Source organism: Aeromonas jandaei, assembly GCF_037890695.1.
GTDB lineage: Bacteria > Pseudomonadota > Gammaproteobacteria > Enterobacterales > Aeromonadaceae > Aeromonas > Aeromonas jandaei.
Genome location: NZ_CP149571.1, coordinates 278,043 through 294,088, shown reverse-complemented (window position 1 = coordinate 294,088; position 16,046 = coordinate 278,043). Strand labels below are relative to the sequence as shown.

Genomic DNA, 16,046 nt, shown 5'->3' with positions numbered 1-16,046 from the left:
GTGGTTCGCAATGCAAATAACCATTGGTAATAAGATCCCCCGCTTGCCACTTGTCACCCCCTTGGGGAGAATGCCCTGATACAGAGGGAACCATCATGCTCAAGAAACTGTTCAGCGCCCTGTTCGGGGGCGAGCCAGCCAAGGCTGCGGAGGCCACCCCCACCGAATATGCCGGCTATCTCATCTATCCGGAACCCATGGCCGAAGGTGGCCAGTACCGGCTGGCAGGCCGCATCACCAAAGAGGTGGACGGCGTGCTGCAAACCCACCGCTTTATCCGCTCCGATCTGTTTGCCAACCCGGCCGATGCCGAGCGCTTCATGGTGCAGAAGGCCCACACCTTTATCGATCAGATGGGGGAGCGCATGTTCGAGCCCCGCAAACCGGCTGACAGCCAGGCTTCATGACGCCGCCTGAGCTCAACAGCCTGCGCGAGGCGCTGGCCCGCGCCGGCGAGCGGCGCCTGATCTGGTTGGAGGGGGAGGAGGCCGACTGCATTGCCCGCGCCCAATCCCTGCTCGGCGAGACCGTCTTCTGGCTGGGGGCGGGGCCCGAGTGCTATGCCCCGCAACCTGCCGCCAAGGCGCTGCAGCGGCTCGGTCAGGAGTGCGACACGCTGGTGTTCAACGCCTTCAGCGGCTTTCATCCCGATGCCTTCGGGGCGTTGGCGGGCACTCTGCGCGCCGGTGGCTTGCTGTTGCTGCTAACGCCGCCCAGAGCACAGTGGCCTTCATGGCCGGATCCCGATCGGATTCGGCTGGTGGCGCAGCCGGAGGAGGCCGGTCGGGCCGCTCACGGCTTTATCGCCCGGCTGGTGCGGTTGCTGGCGGGGGATCCCGCCCTCTTGCTGGAGCCGCCGGTTTGCTCGCTGCCGTGGCAACCGCTTGGGCCGGAGCGCAGGCTGAGCTGCGATCAGGCGCGGGCGCTGCCCGCCATCCACAAGGTGTTGCACGGTCATCGCCGCCGGCCGCTGGTGCTGAGTGCCGACCGCGGTCGTGGCAAGAGTGCGCTGCTGGGGCTGGCTGCCGCCGAGCTGCTGCGCCAGCAACCCTCGCTGAACATAGTAGTGACGGCTCCCTCGCAGGCGACGGTGGCGACCCTGTTTGTCCACGCCGCGCGCGGGTTAGATACTACGCCGGAACAGCTGATCGGGCTGAGCTACTGCTCGCCGGATCGGCTGGTGCACGAGGCGATGAATCCCGATCTGCTGCTGGTAGATGAAGCTGCCGCCATTCCGACCCCGCTGCTTGAAGCCATGCTGGCCCGCCACAGCCGCATTGTGTTTGCCACCACCGAGCACGGTTACGAGGGGACGGGGCGCGGTTTTCACCTGCGCTTCAAGCGGGTGCTCGATAGCCAGACCCCGGAATGGCAGGAGATCCAACTCTCTGAGCCCATTCGCTGGAGTGAGCGCGATCCGCTGGAGCCGCTGATTTTCCGCCTGCTCGGCCTCAATGCCGAAGTGGCAACGCCCTTGCCGCCAGCCAGCCCAAGCTGGCGTCTGGTCAGTCAGGAGGTGCTGGCGAGCGACGAGGCGTTGCTCAACCAGCTGTTTGGCCTGCTGGTGCTGGCTCACTACCAGACCACGCCGAGCGATCTCAGGTCCCTGCTGGAGAGCCCGGATCTCGACATCCATCTGCTGGAGCAGGATGCGAGCCTGCTGGGGGTGGCCTTGGTAGCGCGGGAAGGGGAAATAGACCCTGAACTTGCCGAGGCGATCTGGGCCGGGCGTCGCCGTCCGCGTGGCCATCTGCTGCCCCAGTCGCTGCTGGCCCACGCCGGTTTCAAAACGGCGGGGGGGCGCAGCTACGCCCGGGTAATGCGTATCGCCATCCACCCCGAGCTGCATCGCCACGGGTTGGGGTTGCTGCTGCTTGGCAAGCTTGAGGAGCACTATCGCCAGATTGGCATCGACTACCTCGGCTCTGCCTTTTCGGCCAGCGCTGACCTGCTTCCCTTCTGGCGCAAGGCCGGGCTGGCGGTGCTGCGCATCGGCCTGCAGCGGGATGCCGCCAGCGGCTGCCACGCAGCCCTGCTGCTCAAAGCGCTGAAACCCGAGCATGAAATCGAGTTGAATCAATGGCAGCAGCGTTTTGTACGCCAGCTGCCGACCTTGCTGGCGGGTGAGTTGAATGGATTGGATCCCGAGTTGGTATGGCAATGCCTGCAAGGCAGTACCGTCACCGCGCCCAAGCTTGGCGAGTTCGAGCGCGACGAGGTTGAGTGCTTTGCCCATCATCACAAGCCGTTTGAACTGAGCCAATCCAGCCTGCAGTTGTGGCTGGCGCGCAATCTGGATGTGTTGGCTTCACTGACTCCTGACGAACGTGCTCTGCTGATTGCCCCAATCTGGCAATACGCAGAGTGGGGGGCGCTGGCTGCGAGGTTGCAACTGGCGGGCAAGCCCGCCGTTATCAAGGCGCTGCGGGCGCTGCTGGCGCGTCTCCTGATCTCCCCTACCACTCGATAGGTTTGCCCTGCCAGTCGAGAAAGCTCAGCTCGCCATCCGGTTGCAGCCGGTTCATCAGGTTAACCAGATGGCCGGCCACCCGCTCGGGACTCTGCACGTTTCCCGCCGGTACGTTGGCGTGAAACGGGCGAGAGAGTGGGGTATCCACGGTGCCGGGATGGAAGGCCAGCAATTTGACGCCGGGGGCCCGCCGGGCCAGCTCGATGGCGGCACACTTGAGCAGCATGTTGAGGGCGGCCTTGGATGCGCGATAGCCATACCAGCCGCCAGCCCGGTTGTCGCCAATGCTGCCGACCCGGGCGCTGAGAACGGCCAGAGTGCAGGGATCGCGGCCAAACAGCGGTAACAGCTGGCTGATCCAGCGCAGCGGCAGCAAGGCGTTGGTCTGGTAAAGATGGGTCATGGCCGCGAGATTGAGTGCCTCCAGCCGCTTCTCCGGCTGGATCTCCCCCTGATGCAGGATGCCGTTGCATATCACCACCCGATGGGGTCGCGGCGCCAACTCCGCGATACGGGCTACCGCAGCTACCATCTGCTCATCGCTGTAATCGCAACATAGCCAGTGTAGACCCGGTGATGAGAGGCCAGCAGGTGCGGGCTGACGACTGATAGCAATCACTGGCCCGACACCCGCCGCCAACCAGTGTGCGACCAGCGCCGCCCCGATACCGCCAGAAGCGCCAATCACGACGACACCTTCACTCATCTCTGGCTCCTTATCAGCGCATGGATTTGTCCTGATTGGCAGATACGATCGTGCCAGCCTGCGGGATCAAGCGGTTAAGGCTGCAATCTTGCCGAGATCCGAGCCGCTGGGCGAATTCCATTCCTATACTGAGGGAAAACCGCAGCGGAGTGCTGCCTGCGCAACCAGAGCATGAGAGTCACCATGATGGCCAAAGACGGGGAAGAGCGTAAATCCATTCTGACCGAGAGCGGCACCAACGAGCTCGAGATCATCGAATTTCACCTTAAGAAGCAGCTGCCGGACGGGCGCGAGAAGATCGCCTACTACGGGATCAACGTCGCCAAGGTGCGCGAGGTGATCCGGGTGCCGGAGACCACCGACTACCCCAACGCCCAGCGCCATATGGTGGGGGTTTTCTCCCTGCGGGATCGCCTCATCCCGCTGGTGGATCTGGCGGGGTGGCTCGGCATCAAGACCAACCCAGACCCCAGCCACAAGGTGGTGATCGTCACCGACTTCAACAAGATGGCCAACGGGTTTCTGATTGACAGCGTCAGCCGGATTCACCGGGTATCCTGGGAGGATGTGGAGTCCCCCAGCCAGTTTCTGGAGGCTGGGGAGAACGACTGTGTGGTGGCCGTGGTCAGGCGCGATGGCAACCTCATCATGATCCTCGATTTCGAGAAGATCATCGCCGACATCAACCCCGAGCTCAGCATGGAGAAGTACGACGTCACTCAGGATCGCAAGGTGATCATCGACGATCGCATGATGGCGCTGCGTCAGAGCAAAACCATTCTGGTGGTCGACGACTCGGCCTTTATCCGCAAGATGATCGAAACCACCCTGCGTACCGCCGGCTATAACGTGATCACGGCCAAGGATGGGGGAGAGGGGCTGGAGATGATGACGGATTTCGATCGTCTGGCCCAGGAGGAGAGGATGCCGGTCTCCGGCTTCGTCAATGCGGTGATAACGGATGTGGAGATGCCGCGCATGGACGGCATGCACCTGCTCAAGCGGTTGCGGGAGACCCCCTCCTACAAGGAGATGCCCATCGTGATGTTCTCTTCGCTGATGAGCGATGACAACCGCCAGAAGGCGCTGCAACTGGGGGCGAACGATACCATCACCAAACCCGAGATTGGGCGGATGGTGGGGATGATGGATCACATGCTGCTGGGGATAGCGCTCCCTTCGCCCGCCAACAATATCTGATAGCGGATTAGCCAAGAGAAAACGGCCACCTTATGGGGTGGCCGTTTTGTTTTTACTGGTTATCCGAAGGTCAGGCTGGTTTTTCCTGATCGAGCGTCACCCTCAGGAGGCAACGCTGGCACTGGCTGCTGAGGGGGCAATCGGCAGTTCGATAACCTGTTTGGCCGGCTCTTCGGCAGGCTTGGGTGGCTTGATGCAGGGCTGCTGGGTACCGATGGTGCTGAGCGACAGGCAGGGGATCGGCAGACCGATATGGACGGGTTCGCCGAGAAACTTGGGCCCCTTGTCCAGCACGTAGAGATCGACCAGCCCCATCACCCGGGCAAACACCTCGCGGATCCGGGTGCGGATGCCCTGATAGGCGCTGGGATCATCGGCGTTGAAGCCGACCGCATCGATGCCAAAGTGACGGGCAATAAAGATGGCCCGCTCGTTGTGAAAGCCCTGGGAGACCACGGTAAAGCGATCCTGACCGAACACCTCTTTGGCTCTGACCACAGAGTCGAGGGTGCGAAAGCCGGCGAAATCCATGTAGATGGCGGAGGCCGGGATCCCCGCCTTGATCAGGGCGCGCCGCATCTGGCGCGGTTCGTTGTACTGCAGGGTAGCGTTGTCGCCGGAGACCAGGATGTAGTCCACCTTGGCATTGTTGTAGAGCTCGGCCGCCGCCTTGATGCGGTATTTGAAGTAGTGGTTGGGGCCACCGCCCGAGAGGTATTTGGAGGTGCCCAGCACCACGGCAACCCGGTTGTATGGCACATCGCTCACCTTGTCGAAGGTGTAGTGGCGTGCATCCGAGACGATCCACTCGCTATAGGCCAGCACCGAGGCAATCAGGGCCAGCAGTGACAGCAGGCAGGCGAGGAGGATCTTGGCAAACTTCTTCATGCGCGATGCGGTTTGGGTCTGAAATTGGGAATGGCTTCCGGCATTCTATTACAACTCGGCTGTTGGCGTCAGGCTTGATAGCAGTAGCGGGACGCATTGGGGCAGGGCTTGTCGCAGGAAATCACGGATATAAAGAGGGGCTGCGCTGGCAGCCCCTCGACGTTTGCAGGCCCGGATCAGTGAGCCGAGTCATTGGCCTTGCAGGCTTCCGACTCCTTGTTGGCTTGCCACCATGGCAGCAGATCCCGGCTCAGCCACGCCTGATAGGCTGCGCTGTCATTGGCGATCAGCTTGTCGAGCTCCGCCTCGAAGTCGCTCAGCGCCTGCTGCCGATCCGGATTGCGCAGTGCCTGCGCCATCGCCAGCCAGCTGGCATTGCGACCGGTATCGTTGAGGAAGCGGTGCACAGTGTACGGACCAGGAGTAGACCATCTCACCTCCCTGGTCGTAATCAAGGTGCAGGATGGATGCCAGAGTCGGCCGCTGGTTGGCGGGGCGGTTGCTCACATTGTCCAGACCTCTGGCAAAGCACTGGCCATGGGCGATGTACTCCGCCACCCCCTCGGCCCACCAGGTGGTGCGATTGAGGGGATAGTGGCCAAAGCTGCCGTACTGGTTGAAGCGGCCGTCGAGATAGTGAACATACTCGTGGCGCAGGTTCCACACCTGGAAGGCGGGGCGTTTCCACTCGGCCTCATAGGCAAAGAAGCGGGCCTGATTGCCGGGGCGAGCCGGATCTCCCTCGATGTAAATGCCGCCATTGTCGGTGGAGACGCCAAAGAGGGCGCCGCCGTACCGACTCCAGTCGGCGGAGGAGTTGAAGATCACCAGCTCCAGTGCCTCGTTGTGATCATCCGCCACCGGTTGTTCGCCGGTTTCCATCAGCTGGTGGAAATGCTGCTCTTCCTCACCCAGCTCGCGGCAGATCCCTTCGGCCTGAGCCTGGGTAAGATCCTGGGCGCGCAGGCGCAGGGTCGGTGAACAGGTGTGCTCGAAGGGCAGGATATCCTCCATGCGGATTGGGGTGCAGAGCCCGGCAAACTCGCCGCTGACACAGGCTTCGCTGGTGCGATCCGTGTAGGTGAGGTAGTAGCTGGAGAGGGTGAGGGAGACCTCTTCCAGCAGGGCTGCGGGCTGATTACCTCCCGGAACCAGCCCGTGCTGGCGCATGATGGCGATGACATCGCGGTCGAGCTGCTGGCGATAGCTGTTTGCCTCGTCCGGTCTGGTGTAGCGCATCATCTGATAGAGACGGCTGTGGGCATCGAGGATGTTGTTGAAGATAAACAGATCCCGTGAACCGTCACGCTGTTTCCAGAGTGCCAGCTCACTCATGCCGAGCATACGCAGGCTCTGGCGGATGGCTGTCTCCTGCGCCAGCATGGTGGCGGTGAAGTCCGCCTGCTGGCCATAGGATGCGCTCTGATCGACCAGATTGAGCAGTTCGAACAGCCCGTCAGCCCAGGGCTTGTGGCCATTGATCTGTGCCGCATGTTGCACTGCATAGCCGAGCGCCTGATTGAGCTGGGCCAGCATGGGGGCAGCGCTTTGCCGGAAGGCTTCCTGTCCCAGCTGTCCTTGGGCGGCCACGCTCCACGCTTCCAGCACGGTTCCGGCCTGATCCTGCGGTTCTGCGCCCAGCAGCAAGGGGTGGTTGAGCAGGTCAATCATGACGCCAGACAGTGCGCGGGCAACCTGATCGCTCTCCTGCTTGATGCCGCCGTGATAGTTGTGGGCGCGCACATAGTAGAGCAGCTTGTCCATCGCCGGATGGGTCGGCTGATTGGCCGCCAGCAGGGCACGCATGCCGCGCACCACCGCCATCAGCTTGGCATCGTCGTGACCATAGTCCGGCTGCCACGCTGGGCTGTTCTGCCCGCTCACATCGGCCACCAGCTTGGCTGCGTCGGCATCGAGCAGATCCGTATCGGGTTGCTCGGGCTCCGAGCAGGGGCGGCCGTTGGCGCGGCGGCACTCCAGTTGTTCCTCCTTGCTATCAAGGATGATGGGGCGGTTGAGTACCCGGCTCTCCTGCCACTCGTCGGTTTCCGGCAGCGGCTGCCACTCGGCCCCGGCGATCGAGTATTGGTAACCACTGTCCTTGAGGGTTACGGCGACGTTGCTGCCAGCCGGGATCACCTGACGGCAGATGCGATAGCGGATGGTATTGGTTCCCTCCTTGCGCTCCTGCGGTTCGTCGCACTCCTGCTGTGGCGTGAGCTGATCGAGCTGCCACTGATAACGGCGCCAGACGTGGATCTCGCTCACCTGAGCGGCTGCCTGAGAGCCGCGGTTCGGTTGCAGGCGGAAGAAGATCTGCTCCAGCCGGCCATCCCGTTCGCTGGGGCTCTCTTCCAGTACATGCAGCTGTTGCCAATCCTGTGGCTGGTAGTGCCACTCCGGCTCGGCGCAGCGCCCCTGTGCGTTGAGTTCACAGCGGTCCAGTTCGCGCTCGCTCTGTCCCAGGATCACCGCAGAGGGGAGTGGCAGGCGATCCTGGCGGGTGGCGGTCGGCGTGCCGGCCAGCTGCTCCCAGCGGCCCTGTTTCATGCCATAGCCGAAGTCATAGCTGCTGGCGGGGATCAGCTTGCCGGCCGGAACCCGATCTTCACAGCGGACGAAGCGGATCTGCCAGCCGGACTCTACCCTGAGCTGGGGCTCGCCACACTGCTGCTCGGCGAGGGCCGCGAGGTCGCTCCCCTGCCAGTCAAAGCGGCGATAGACCCTGAGCTGCTGATAGGGAGCGCTGGTGCTGCGAGCCTTGAGCTCGTAGGTGATCTCGGTGATGCGCGCGGCGAGTTGCCGGCTCGACTCCCCGGTCAGCTGGTACTGTTGCCAGTCGCTGGGGGAGTAGTTGGCCTGTGTTGAGGAGGCAAAAAGTAGAGGTGCTGCCAATAGCAGCCACCCGGAACCTGAACGATTCATTTTTATCCCTTGTTATTGTCTGCGTTGTAACCGACAGGCAATCTATAGGGATTCAAAAGAATATCAATGGTGATTTAAAAAATATAAAAATCAATAAGATGTGCTTTATTTTTCGGGCGGGTGGTATGATGGCGCTTCAGCAGTAGTAAAGGCTCACATGAGACATTTTCATGTATGGAGTGAAATCACGAAAATGGGAGCAACATCACATCCGGTTCTTGAGGCCAAGTCTGTTGACTTAATGAACCTCCGCTCTCTCATCCCGGTGTTGGCCGGTTCTAGAGAGCGGCAGACCCGTTGTTAGCCGCAAATCCAGCGACATACCTCTAATGCCGCGAAGGGCCCTCAGAGATAGCTGACAGTCACAATGGTCATGCTGCCACTATCAGCAACTTTATAGCTGATGGTGTTGCTGAGGAGATGGGTTTGACCACTTTGCCACAGTTTATTCAAAGCCATGCTTTGCTGGTTGGAGCCTGAATAGCAGGTCACGCTGCTGTCAGAAAAATTGCATGGGGTCTCATAGATCGTTCCGCTGAAAGTGATAGTGCCATCGTATGCAGAGGCTGCCATTGGCATCAGCGATGTGCCAACGAGCAACGCAGAACAGATTGACAATGCGGATTTACGAGCTAAGCGGGAGAGGGTGTGTTGAGCTTTCATTTCAATGTCCTTTTCGTCACTGGGTGGTACGAAAAGGGCAACGCAATATGAAGAAGATGCACATAAACAACTACATCAATCTTCTCAGATGGCGGCTCCGCTGTCTTAGGCATGGTAACCCTTAGACCGGTGGCTTTGCGTCCCGACCTTTCGATCGGTTTGCCCTTTACTCTATGTGTAGATGATAACACCCCACTTTGTGAAATCAATCATCCTAAAAAAAGTCTGGGATATCAGTCACACATCGGTTGTATTGAGTGCTATGACCATAGTAAATGACTCCCATTCATCTAAAAAATAGATTCTTCGGTTCATTTTTCGTAACAGGTATTAATATGTTTTATTTTATAAAAGTAACTTGCCATACCCTGAATATCTAAAATGATAGATTACCTGATTACCTGATTACCTGATTACCTGATTACCTGATTACCTGATTACCTGATTACCTGATTACCTGATTACCTGATTACCTGATTACCTGATTACCTGATTACCTGATTACCTGATTACCTGATTACCTGATTACCTGATTACCTGATTACCTGATTACCTGATTACCTGATTACCTGATTACCTGATTACCTGATTACCTGATTACCTGATTACCTGATTACCTGATTACCTGATTACCTGATTACCTGATTACCTGATTACCTGATTACCTCTTTGGTGGTGGTTCGCAAGGTTGGTGATAACTATTACCAAATAACTTGAAGTTATTTTTGTTTTGCTTTTGTTGTGTGCTTGTTAACCTCTTTAAATTCATGGCCTGACAATATTGAGATAGATGTCTCTTATATGAACTTTATTTATTTCATGAGATCTCATTATGTTGTGTGGTCGTGATAACTATTTGTTTTCATTGTGTTTATAAAAAAATTTATACAAATCAAAATGTATTTGATGTGCATCAAACGAGTCGTTAATTTGCTCGTCAAGCAAAAGCGGAATGCGGCTTTCTACACAGAAAACAAGGATGCATGTAGCTGTGCGGTTCAGGGGTAGCGGGAACTAGCCCTGATGCGGTGTGCTGCTTTTGCTTATTTAAATAAACCTGAAAAGGCACAGTTTATTATTGGCATGACCTCTCATCGGCTTAATGAGGGGCGAGCACCAACAGTTGCTGTGCAGTATATCGCCGCATCACTAAATATCGTGACTCCAGCATGATGTGAGTGATGCAGTACAACACACGTTAATGTAGGTATAAACGAATGAAAGCTAATAAGATTCTGGTTGCTATGGGTGTTGGTTCCATGCTGCTGTGCGGCTCCGCTTTTGCTGCTGGCGGCGCTGGTTCAGGTAAAGTCACCTTTAACGGTGAAATCATCAACGCCCCTTGCTCTGTAGCCCCTGAGTCTGTTGACCAGGTAGTTGAAATGGGTCAGATCAGCACTAAAGAGCTGGCCAATGGTGGTGAGTCCAGCTCCAAGCCGTTCAGCATCAAGCTGCTGAACTGTGAAATCTCCGACAAGGATGATGCCGTCAAGGTGACCTTCAGTGGTGCCAAAGACCCGGTAGATTCCACCCTGCTGGTGATCGGTGGTGGTGACGCCGCTGGTGCCGGTATCAAGATGACCGCTCCGGGCGGTGCTCCGATTGTTCTGGGTGCCCCGACTGCCGCCTTCGGCCTGGTCAACGGTGATAACGAGCTGCCCTTCAGCGCCGTGCTGAAAGGTTATGCAAGCCAAGACACCAACCCGCTGAAAGCAGGCGCTTTCACTGCAGTGACCAACTTTACTCTCTCCTACGAGTAATAGAGTGCCTTAACGTGTGACAAGGGTTGTGGTGGTGTGAGCCACCACAACCTCACACATTCTGTCTCCTCACATCGAACCTTGATCATGAAAACTTCAATGATGACGGCCATGGTGCTGCAGCTGGTGATGATGGCGGGATCAGTCCACGCCAATGAACGCACGGATGGATTGGCCGAATCGGGCTGTACGCTTGAGGTGCTGCGCAGCATTCCGCTGCAGGCTCAGCAACCTGGCACGCTGAAAATCAGCGGCTGTCAGGTGGAAGGGGCGACAGAGGCATTACTGCCTTTTATTTCCATGTCCGTGCGCGGTGCCATGAGCGATGAGCTGGGCATTCTCAACAACGGCCAATATCACAAGGTATCCGGCGAGCGTTTTATTGTTTCGGATATCGTCAACAGTGATCTGGAATTCAATTTGGGGCTAACCAGCAGTCAACTGTTTTTTCCGGACAGTACGACGTTGTTGGAACTCAATTATATGTAAGCAAGCCAATTGCTTAGTGTAGATACCTCATTACGTGAGACCGTTATGCAATTCCTAGAGTGAAAATATGAGCGTTTCAACATCAGACTCTGTGAGAAAAAAACATTATTCAAAAATGGCTTTTATGCTATGCGTGCCAGGCCTGATGGCGGTGGCAAATCACGCATGGGCAGAAACGGAGTTTAATATTGATGCGCTCGATCTGGATGAGCGAACCAAGATCGACCTCTCCCAGTTTGCCGACGAAGGCTATATCCTGCCCGGCGACTATTACCTCGAGATCGAGGTCAACAAGAACAAGCTGCCCCTGCAGAAGATCCCTTTCTACGAGACCGATACAGGTAAGGGAAAGGGCGGGGTTGCCTGCCTGCCGCAAGAGGTGATCCCCAAGCTGGCGCTGACCGACGAGGCTGTCGCCAAGATCGATTCCTGGCACGATGGCCAGTGTGCCAACCTGCTGGCACTGGACGGCGTGGTGATCTCCAACGACATCGGTAACGGTTTGCTGCGCATCGCCGTGCCCCAGGCGTGGATGAAGTACAGCGATCCCAACTGGATTCCGCCCGAGCAATGGGATGAAGGGATCACGGGGATGATGCTGGATTACAACATCAATGCCCAGGTCAACGAAGGGGATGGTTACTCCAATCGCAATATCAGCAGCTACGGTACTCTGGGGTTCAACTACGGAGCCTGGCGTCTGCGGGGTGACTATCAGGCCAGCTCTTACTGGGGCGACAATGAGCGGACGTCGACCGAGCTAAACCGCATCTATGCCTATCGTCCGCTGCCGAACATGGCCGCCAAGCTGACGGTAGGTGAGCAGCAGCTCAACTCTCAGCTGATCGATGGCTTCCGCTATACCGGCGTCAACCTAGCCAATGACGAGCGCATGCTGCCGCCTAGCCTGCAGGGTTATGCGCCGGAAGTGAGCGGTATTGCCAAGACTAACGCCAAGGTGACCATCTCCCAGTCCGGCCGGGTCATCTATGAGACCAACGTACCGGCTGGTCCGTTTCGCATCCAGGGGCTGGATAGCTCGGTGCGCGGCCGCCTCGACGTGCGGGTAGAGGAGCAGGATGGCAGCGTCAACTCGTTCCAGGTAGACACCGCGACCGTTCCCTACCTGACTCGCCCCGGCTACGTCCGATACAACCTGGCGGTCGGCGCCCCTTCAGAACAGAGTGATTCGGTTCATGATGTGCACGGTTCGGCCTTTGTGACCGGTGATTTCTCCTGGGGGGTGGCGAACTCCTGGTCGCTGTACGGTGGCAGCCTAATCGCCGGTGAATACAATTCCATGGGATTGGGTATCGGTCGCGACCTCTATGCGTTTGGTGCCATCTCGGCTGACCTGACCCAATCCATCTCCAAGCTGCCTGGCCTGTCGACCAAGATTGGCCAGTCGGTGCGGGTGAACTACGCCAAGCAGTTCGATGAATACAACAGCTCGATCACCTTTGCAGGTTATCGCTTCTCCCAACATGACTTCATGACAATGTCGCAGTTCCTCAATAACAAGGAGCGGTTGGAGAAAAACGAGACCACCTCGAGTGATGACTACAACAACTGGGGTGACAAGGAGCTCTATACCATCACCGCCAACAAGACCTTCTGGGCAGATGATGCAGCCAAGGCGCTGACTGTCTATCTGGACTACACCCACAGAACCTACTGGCAACACGATGCCGAGGATCGCTACGGCCTCACTATCAACAAGAGCGTGAATATTGGCAGCTTCAAGGATGTCTCTGTCTATGTGTCAGCCTACAAGACCAAGACCGAGAACTACGAGGATGACAAGAGCGTAATGCTGACCCTGAGTATGCCGATCGGGGATAGAAAGAGCGCGGGATATAGCGTGCAGTCCTCCAATGGCAAGGTAACCCATATGGCAACCTATCAGGACTACAGTCGGCCCGATGATACCTATCAGCTGGGGGCAGGTGTGCAGAGCAACGGCCACGCCGTGGCGCGGGGTTACTACAACCACAACAGCGACATCGGGGCGGTCAGTCTCAATGCCTATAGCGTGCAGAGCGAATACACCTCGGTCGGTGCCAGCCTGCGCGGCGGTCTGACGGCAACCGAGCACGGGGCGGCCCTGCACCAGGCGACCCGCCGTGGCGGTACCCGTATGATGGTGGATACCGACAAGACCTCCGGCGTCTCCTTCAACAACGGTCGTGCCGTGACCAACCGTTTTGGCGTCGCGGTGATCAGCGATATGACCGACTATCGCAAGAGCGACACCCGGGTCGATGTGGATCAGCTGAGCGACGACATCGATGCGATGAATGCCATTAAGCAAGGAACCCTGACTGAGGGCGCAATTGGGTATAATGCCTTCGAAATTGCGGAAGGGTTCAAGCTGCTTGCCAATATCAGATTGCCCGACGGCTCAGTGCCGCCGTTTGGTGCTACCGTCGTCAAGGATTCCGGCCGGGTACTCTCGGTAGTGGATGAAGATGGCCTGGTCTATCTGACCGGGGTGAAACCGAATGAAGCGTTTGAACTCTCCTGGGGCGGTGCCCGCCAGTGCAAGATAGTGGCACCGCAACAAGTAACCGATCTGTCGATGAAGACTCTCACTTGCAAGTAATGGGATACCGATGAAAAAGCTGCTCTCTTATATCTGTCTGGCCGTGATGGGCATGACCTCGCTCAACGTCAGTGCCGCCATCGTGCTGGATCGTACTCGCGCCGTCTATCCGGGCGGTGCCAAGTCCATCAGTCTCAATATCAAGAACGAGAACCAGAAGCTGCCCTACCTGGCACAGGCCTGGATTGAAGATGCCCAGGGCCAGAAGATCTCTTCTCCCTTCGTGGTGCTGCCGCCGGTACAACGGGTGGATGCCAATCAGAAGTCCATCGTGCGCATCGCCAGTGTGCCGGCCATCGACAGCCTGCCCAAGGATCGCGAGTCTATCTATTACTTCAACCTGCGTGAGATCCCGCCCAAGAGCGAGAAGAGCAATGTGATGCAGATCGCCGTGCAGTCCAAGATCAAGCTGTTCTACCGCCCCGAGGCCATCCTGCCCGAGCGTGGGGCAGTCTGGCAGGATCAGGTGCTGATCACCAAGCAGGGCAAAGCTCTGAAGGTCAACAACCCGACCCCTTACTACATCACCTACGTGGGCCTCGGCCATCCGAAGGGCAAGGAGCGGACCACCATCAAGGGTTTCTCCGCCTTTATGGTTGCCCCCAAGTCAGAGCAGACGGTCACCATCCCGGAAGCACTGGGTAATGAATTTGTGATCAGTTACGTCAATGACTACGGCGGATATATGGATATCAAATACCAGTGCAAAGGTGAGCGTTGTGAAAGCATTAAAGAGAAATAAACTTATGCTATATAAGGTATCTCTCGCTGGATTATTGGCTGCATTATGTCCAGCGCTCGCATATGGCAATGGCTATGTATATCCGGATAGTGGTACCTACGAATATAATATAGATCTAGGCCAATCCGATATTCAAAATAAAAAAGGCTATGTGACCGATCCCCCCATGAAATGGGATTTGGGACAGCAATATAGTGCTCACATTGACTGTTCAAATGGTCGGATAACTGGGCCGACCTACTTCAAGGCCGTCATGAATGAATCTATGTCACCCATTGGTGATGGTTTTATGAAGTTGAATGAATTTCTTGATATGAAGGTAGAAATATGGTTTGAAGGGAATCGGATGTCATATGTTACAGCCCCATTCACAGAAGAAAGCAATAGATTGACATGGACATGTCGTTCTCAATCTGATCGTTTTAGTTATCGTAGCGGTAGTAAAGGAAAAGTCACATTTAGGGTTCGCAAACCAATTATCAATGGTGTGCAGATTGAAGATCGTAAGGTAGTCGAAATGTTTGGTCGCCTAGGTGGAAATGCTGCTAATGGTTACGGGGCTGTGGCTATGTCTCGCATCATAATTAAATCTGCTCTGCTATATGTTCCGGAAAAGTGTGTAATAAATGGTGGGCAGACAATAGAAGTAGAGTTTGGTGATATACCTGGTAGTGGTCTTGATGGCAATAATTTTGAAAAAACATTGCCATTGACCTTTCGCTGTGAAGGGGGAGTATTTGAAGGTGATGCTCTAAAGATTAACTTGGGTATTTCTGGTAAGCCGACATCCTTTAACCAAGAATATTTACGAACCACCAAGGATGGCTATCAAGGCGGGGCAGTAATTCCAGAACTGGGGATCAGATTCAAACAACTGGATGGATCCCCATTGTTATTAAACAAATTTTATCCGGTTTCTATGCAGGGCAATATCGGTGATTGGGGCTTTATCGCTGCGCCAGTAACACCCGCAGGAGCGGATATCCCTGCTGGTGATTTTTATGCGACTGCCACCATCGTTGCAGAGTTCCAGTGAGGAGTTGTCATATGTTGCGGACATTGTGGATAGGTTTGGCGCTTTGCCCGATGCTGGCCGTGACGGCGGCCCCTCGTGCTGGCGATGATCTGGAGTTGCTGGGCAATACCGTTCATCTCCATGGCCGGATCATCGATCAGCCATGCGTGGTTGCCCCGGAATCCGTTGACCAAGAGGTCGACATGGGGGTGGTCGACGTGAAGGAGCTCTATGCCAGCGGGGCTGGGGCTCAGGTGCCCTTTGTCATCCGCCTAACCAACTGCAAGTCCGGGATCTTCCGTATGGCCAAGGTGACCTTTACCGGCTCGCAGGATACCCAGCTCAGCGGCGGGTTGGCATTCACGGCCGGGGTTGCCAAGGGCGCTGGTATCCGCCTATATGATGTGACCCAATCACCTCTGAATTTGGGTACTGCCTCTCGCGGCTATCAGCTGGGAGGTGCGGAAGATAATCAGCTGCAATTCTTTGCCCGGGTTGAAGGGCACCCGGATGCGCTGGCGGCCAAGAACATCCAGCCTGGCGACTATTCTGCCGTCGCCAATTTCATCGTTGCTTATGAATAAAC

General features: G+C 56.8%; 11 protein-coding genes, 2 pseudogenes and 1 riboswitch. Of the genes and pseudogenes, 9 read left to right on the top strand and 4 right to left on the bottom strand.

The window, feature by feature from the left end; translation table 11 throughout:
* The first annotated feature begins 95 nt into the window (after positions 1-95).
* Positions 96-407, top strand: a complete 312-nt coding sequence (locus WE862_RS01465) for an HlyU family transcriptional regulator (RefSeq protein WP_042032813.1) — start codon at positions 96-98, stop codon at positions 405-407.
* Positions 404-2,470 (top strand): tRNA(Met) cytidine acetyltransferase TmcA, encoded by a 2,067-nt coding sequence (locus WE862_RS01460; protein ID WP_042032812.1) that lies wholly within the window; start codon positions 404-406, stop codon positions 2,468-2,470. The genes WE862_RS01465 and WE862_RS01460 overlap by 4 nt, the downstream gene beginning before the upstream one ends.
* On the opposite strand, the gene WE862_RS01455 is transcribed toward WE862_RS01460, so the two are convergent.
* Entirely contained in the window at positions 2,457-3,176 is a 720-nt protein-coding gene (locus tag WE862_RS01455; RefSeq protein WP_042032810.1) for an SDR family NAD(P)-dependent oxidoreductase, read from the bottom strand. The two genes, WE862_RS01460 and WE862_RS01455, sit on opposite strands and share 14 nt — an antisense overlap.
* Before the next feature lie 183 nt (positions 3,177-3,359).
* Between WE862_RS01455 and WE862_RS01450 the strand changes: the two genes are divergently transcribed.
* Entirely contained in the window at positions 3,360-4,376 is a 1,017-nt protein-coding gene (locus WE862_RS01450; RefSeq protein ID WP_042032809.1) for a chemotaxis protein, read from the top strand.
* Between the two features lie 105 nt (positions 4,377-4,481).
* Here the strand turns inward: WE862_RS01450 and WE862_RS01445 are convergent.
* The 3 genes and pseudogenes from WE862_RS01445 to WE862_RS01435 form a co-directional block, all read right to left on the bottom strand.
* Positions 4,482-5,264 (bottom strand): annotated as a pseudogene (locus WE862_RS01445) (SanA/YdcF family protein); the annotation flags it as partial.
* Between the two features lie 176 nt (positions 5,265-5,440).
* A pseudogene (locus tag WE862_RS01440) lies at positions 5,441-8,189 on the bottom strand (collagenase).
* A gap of 345 nt (positions 8,190-8,534) precedes the next feature.
* On the bottom strand, positions 8,535-8,852 hold the full coding sequence (locus WE862_RS01435) for a type 1 fimbrial protein (protein WP_042032806.1): 318 nt from the start codon (positions 8,850-8,852) through the stop codon (positions 8,535-8,537).
* An 87-nt stretch (positions 8,853-8,939) separates the two neighbouring features.
* Positions 8,940-9,026, bottom strand: a riboswitch (cyclic di-GMP riboswitch).
* 1,043 nt (positions 9,027-10,069) lie between these two features.
* On the opposite strand from WE862_RS01435, the gene WE862_RS01430 reads away from it, so the two are divergent.
* The 6 genes from WE862_RS01430 to WE862_RS01405 all read left to right on the top strand — a co-directional run bounded on the left by WE862_RS01430 (position 10,070) and on the right by WE862_RS01405 (position 16,044).
* Complete coding sequence (locus WE862_RS01430) at positions 10,070-10,612, top strand: fimbrial protein (protein ID WP_042032805.1); 543 nt, start codon at positions 10,070-10,072, stop codon at positions 10,610-10,612.
* Between the two features lie 99 nt (positions 10,613-10,711).
* Complete coding sequence (locus WE862_RS01425) at positions 10,712-11,101, top strand: hypothetical protein (protein WP_198493562.1); 390 nt, start codon at positions 10,712-10,714, stop codon at positions 11,099-11,101.
* A gap of 67 nt (positions 11,102-11,168) precedes the next feature.
* A complete protein-coding gene (locus tag WE862_RS01420; protein WP_339058690.1) occupies positions 11,169-13,703 on the top strand; it encodes a fimbria/pilus outer membrane usher protein in 2,535 nt (844 codons plus the stop codon).
* Positions 13,704-13,713: 10 nt separating this feature from the next.
* On the top strand, positions 13,714-14,445 hold the full coding sequence (locus WE862_RS01415) for a fimbrial biogenesis chaperone (RefSeq protein WP_042032797.1): 732 nt from the start codon (positions 13,714-13,716) through the stop codon (positions 14,443-14,445).
* A 4-nt stretch (positions 14,446-14,449) separates the two neighbouring features.
* The gene (locus WE862_RS01410; protein ID WP_042032796.1) at positions 14,450-15,481 is read left to right on the top strand and encodes a fimbrial protein; all 1,032 of its coding nucleotides are present in this window, start codon (positions 14,450-14,452) and stop codon (positions 15,479-15,481) included.
* A gap of 11 nt (positions 15,482-15,492) precedes the next feature.
* A complete protein-coding gene (locus WE862_RS01405; protein WP_042032794.1) occupies positions 15,493-16,044 on the top strand; it encodes a fimbrial protein in 552 nt (183 codons plus the stop codon).
* The last annotated feature ends 2 nt before the right edge of the window (positions 16,045-16,046 follow it).

Coding starts and splice junctions, on each gene's coding strand:
- WE862_RS01465 (WP_042032813.1), top strand. CDS start 96: ATGCTCAAGAAACTGTTCAGCGCCCTGTTCGGGGGCGAGCCAGCCAAG.
- WE862_RS01460 (WP_042032812.1), top strand. CDS start 404: ATGACGCCGCCTGAGCTCAACAGCCTGCGCGAGGCGCTGGCCCGCGCC.
- WE862_RS01455 (WP_042032810.1), bottom strand. CDS start 3,176: ATGAGTGAAGGTGTCGTCGTGATTGGCGCTTCTGGCGGTATCGGGGCG.
- WE862_RS01450 (WP_042032809.1), top strand. CDS start 3,360: ATGATGGCCAAAGACGGGGAAGAGCGTAAATCCATTCTGACCGAGAGC.
- WE862_RS01435 (WP_042032806.1), bottom strand. CDS start 8,852: ATGAAAGCTCAACACACCCTCTCCCGCTTAGCTCGTAAATCCGCATTG.
- WE862_RS01430 (WP_042032805.1), top strand. CDS start 10,070: ATGAAAGCTAATAAGATTCTGGTTGCTATGGGTGTTGGTTCCATGCTG.
- WE862_RS01425 (WP_198493562.1), top strand. CDS start 10,712: ATGATGACGGCCATGGTGCTGCAGCTGGTGATGATGGCGGGATCAGTC.
- WE862_RS01420 (WP_339058690.1), top strand. CDS start 11,169: ATGAGCGTTTCAACATCAGACTCTGTGAGAAAAAAACATTATTCAAAA.
- WE862_RS01415 (WP_042032797.1), top strand. CDS start 13,714: ATGAAAAAGCTGCTCTCTTATATCTGTCTGGCCGTGATGGGCATGACC.
- WE862_RS01410 (WP_042032796.1), top strand. CDS start 14,450: ATGCTATATAAGGTATCTCTCGCTGGATTATTGGCTGCATTATGTCCA.
- WE862_RS01405 (WP_042032794.1), top strand. CDS start 15,493: ATGTTGCGGACATTGTGGATAGGTTTGGCGCTTTGCCCGATGCTGGCC.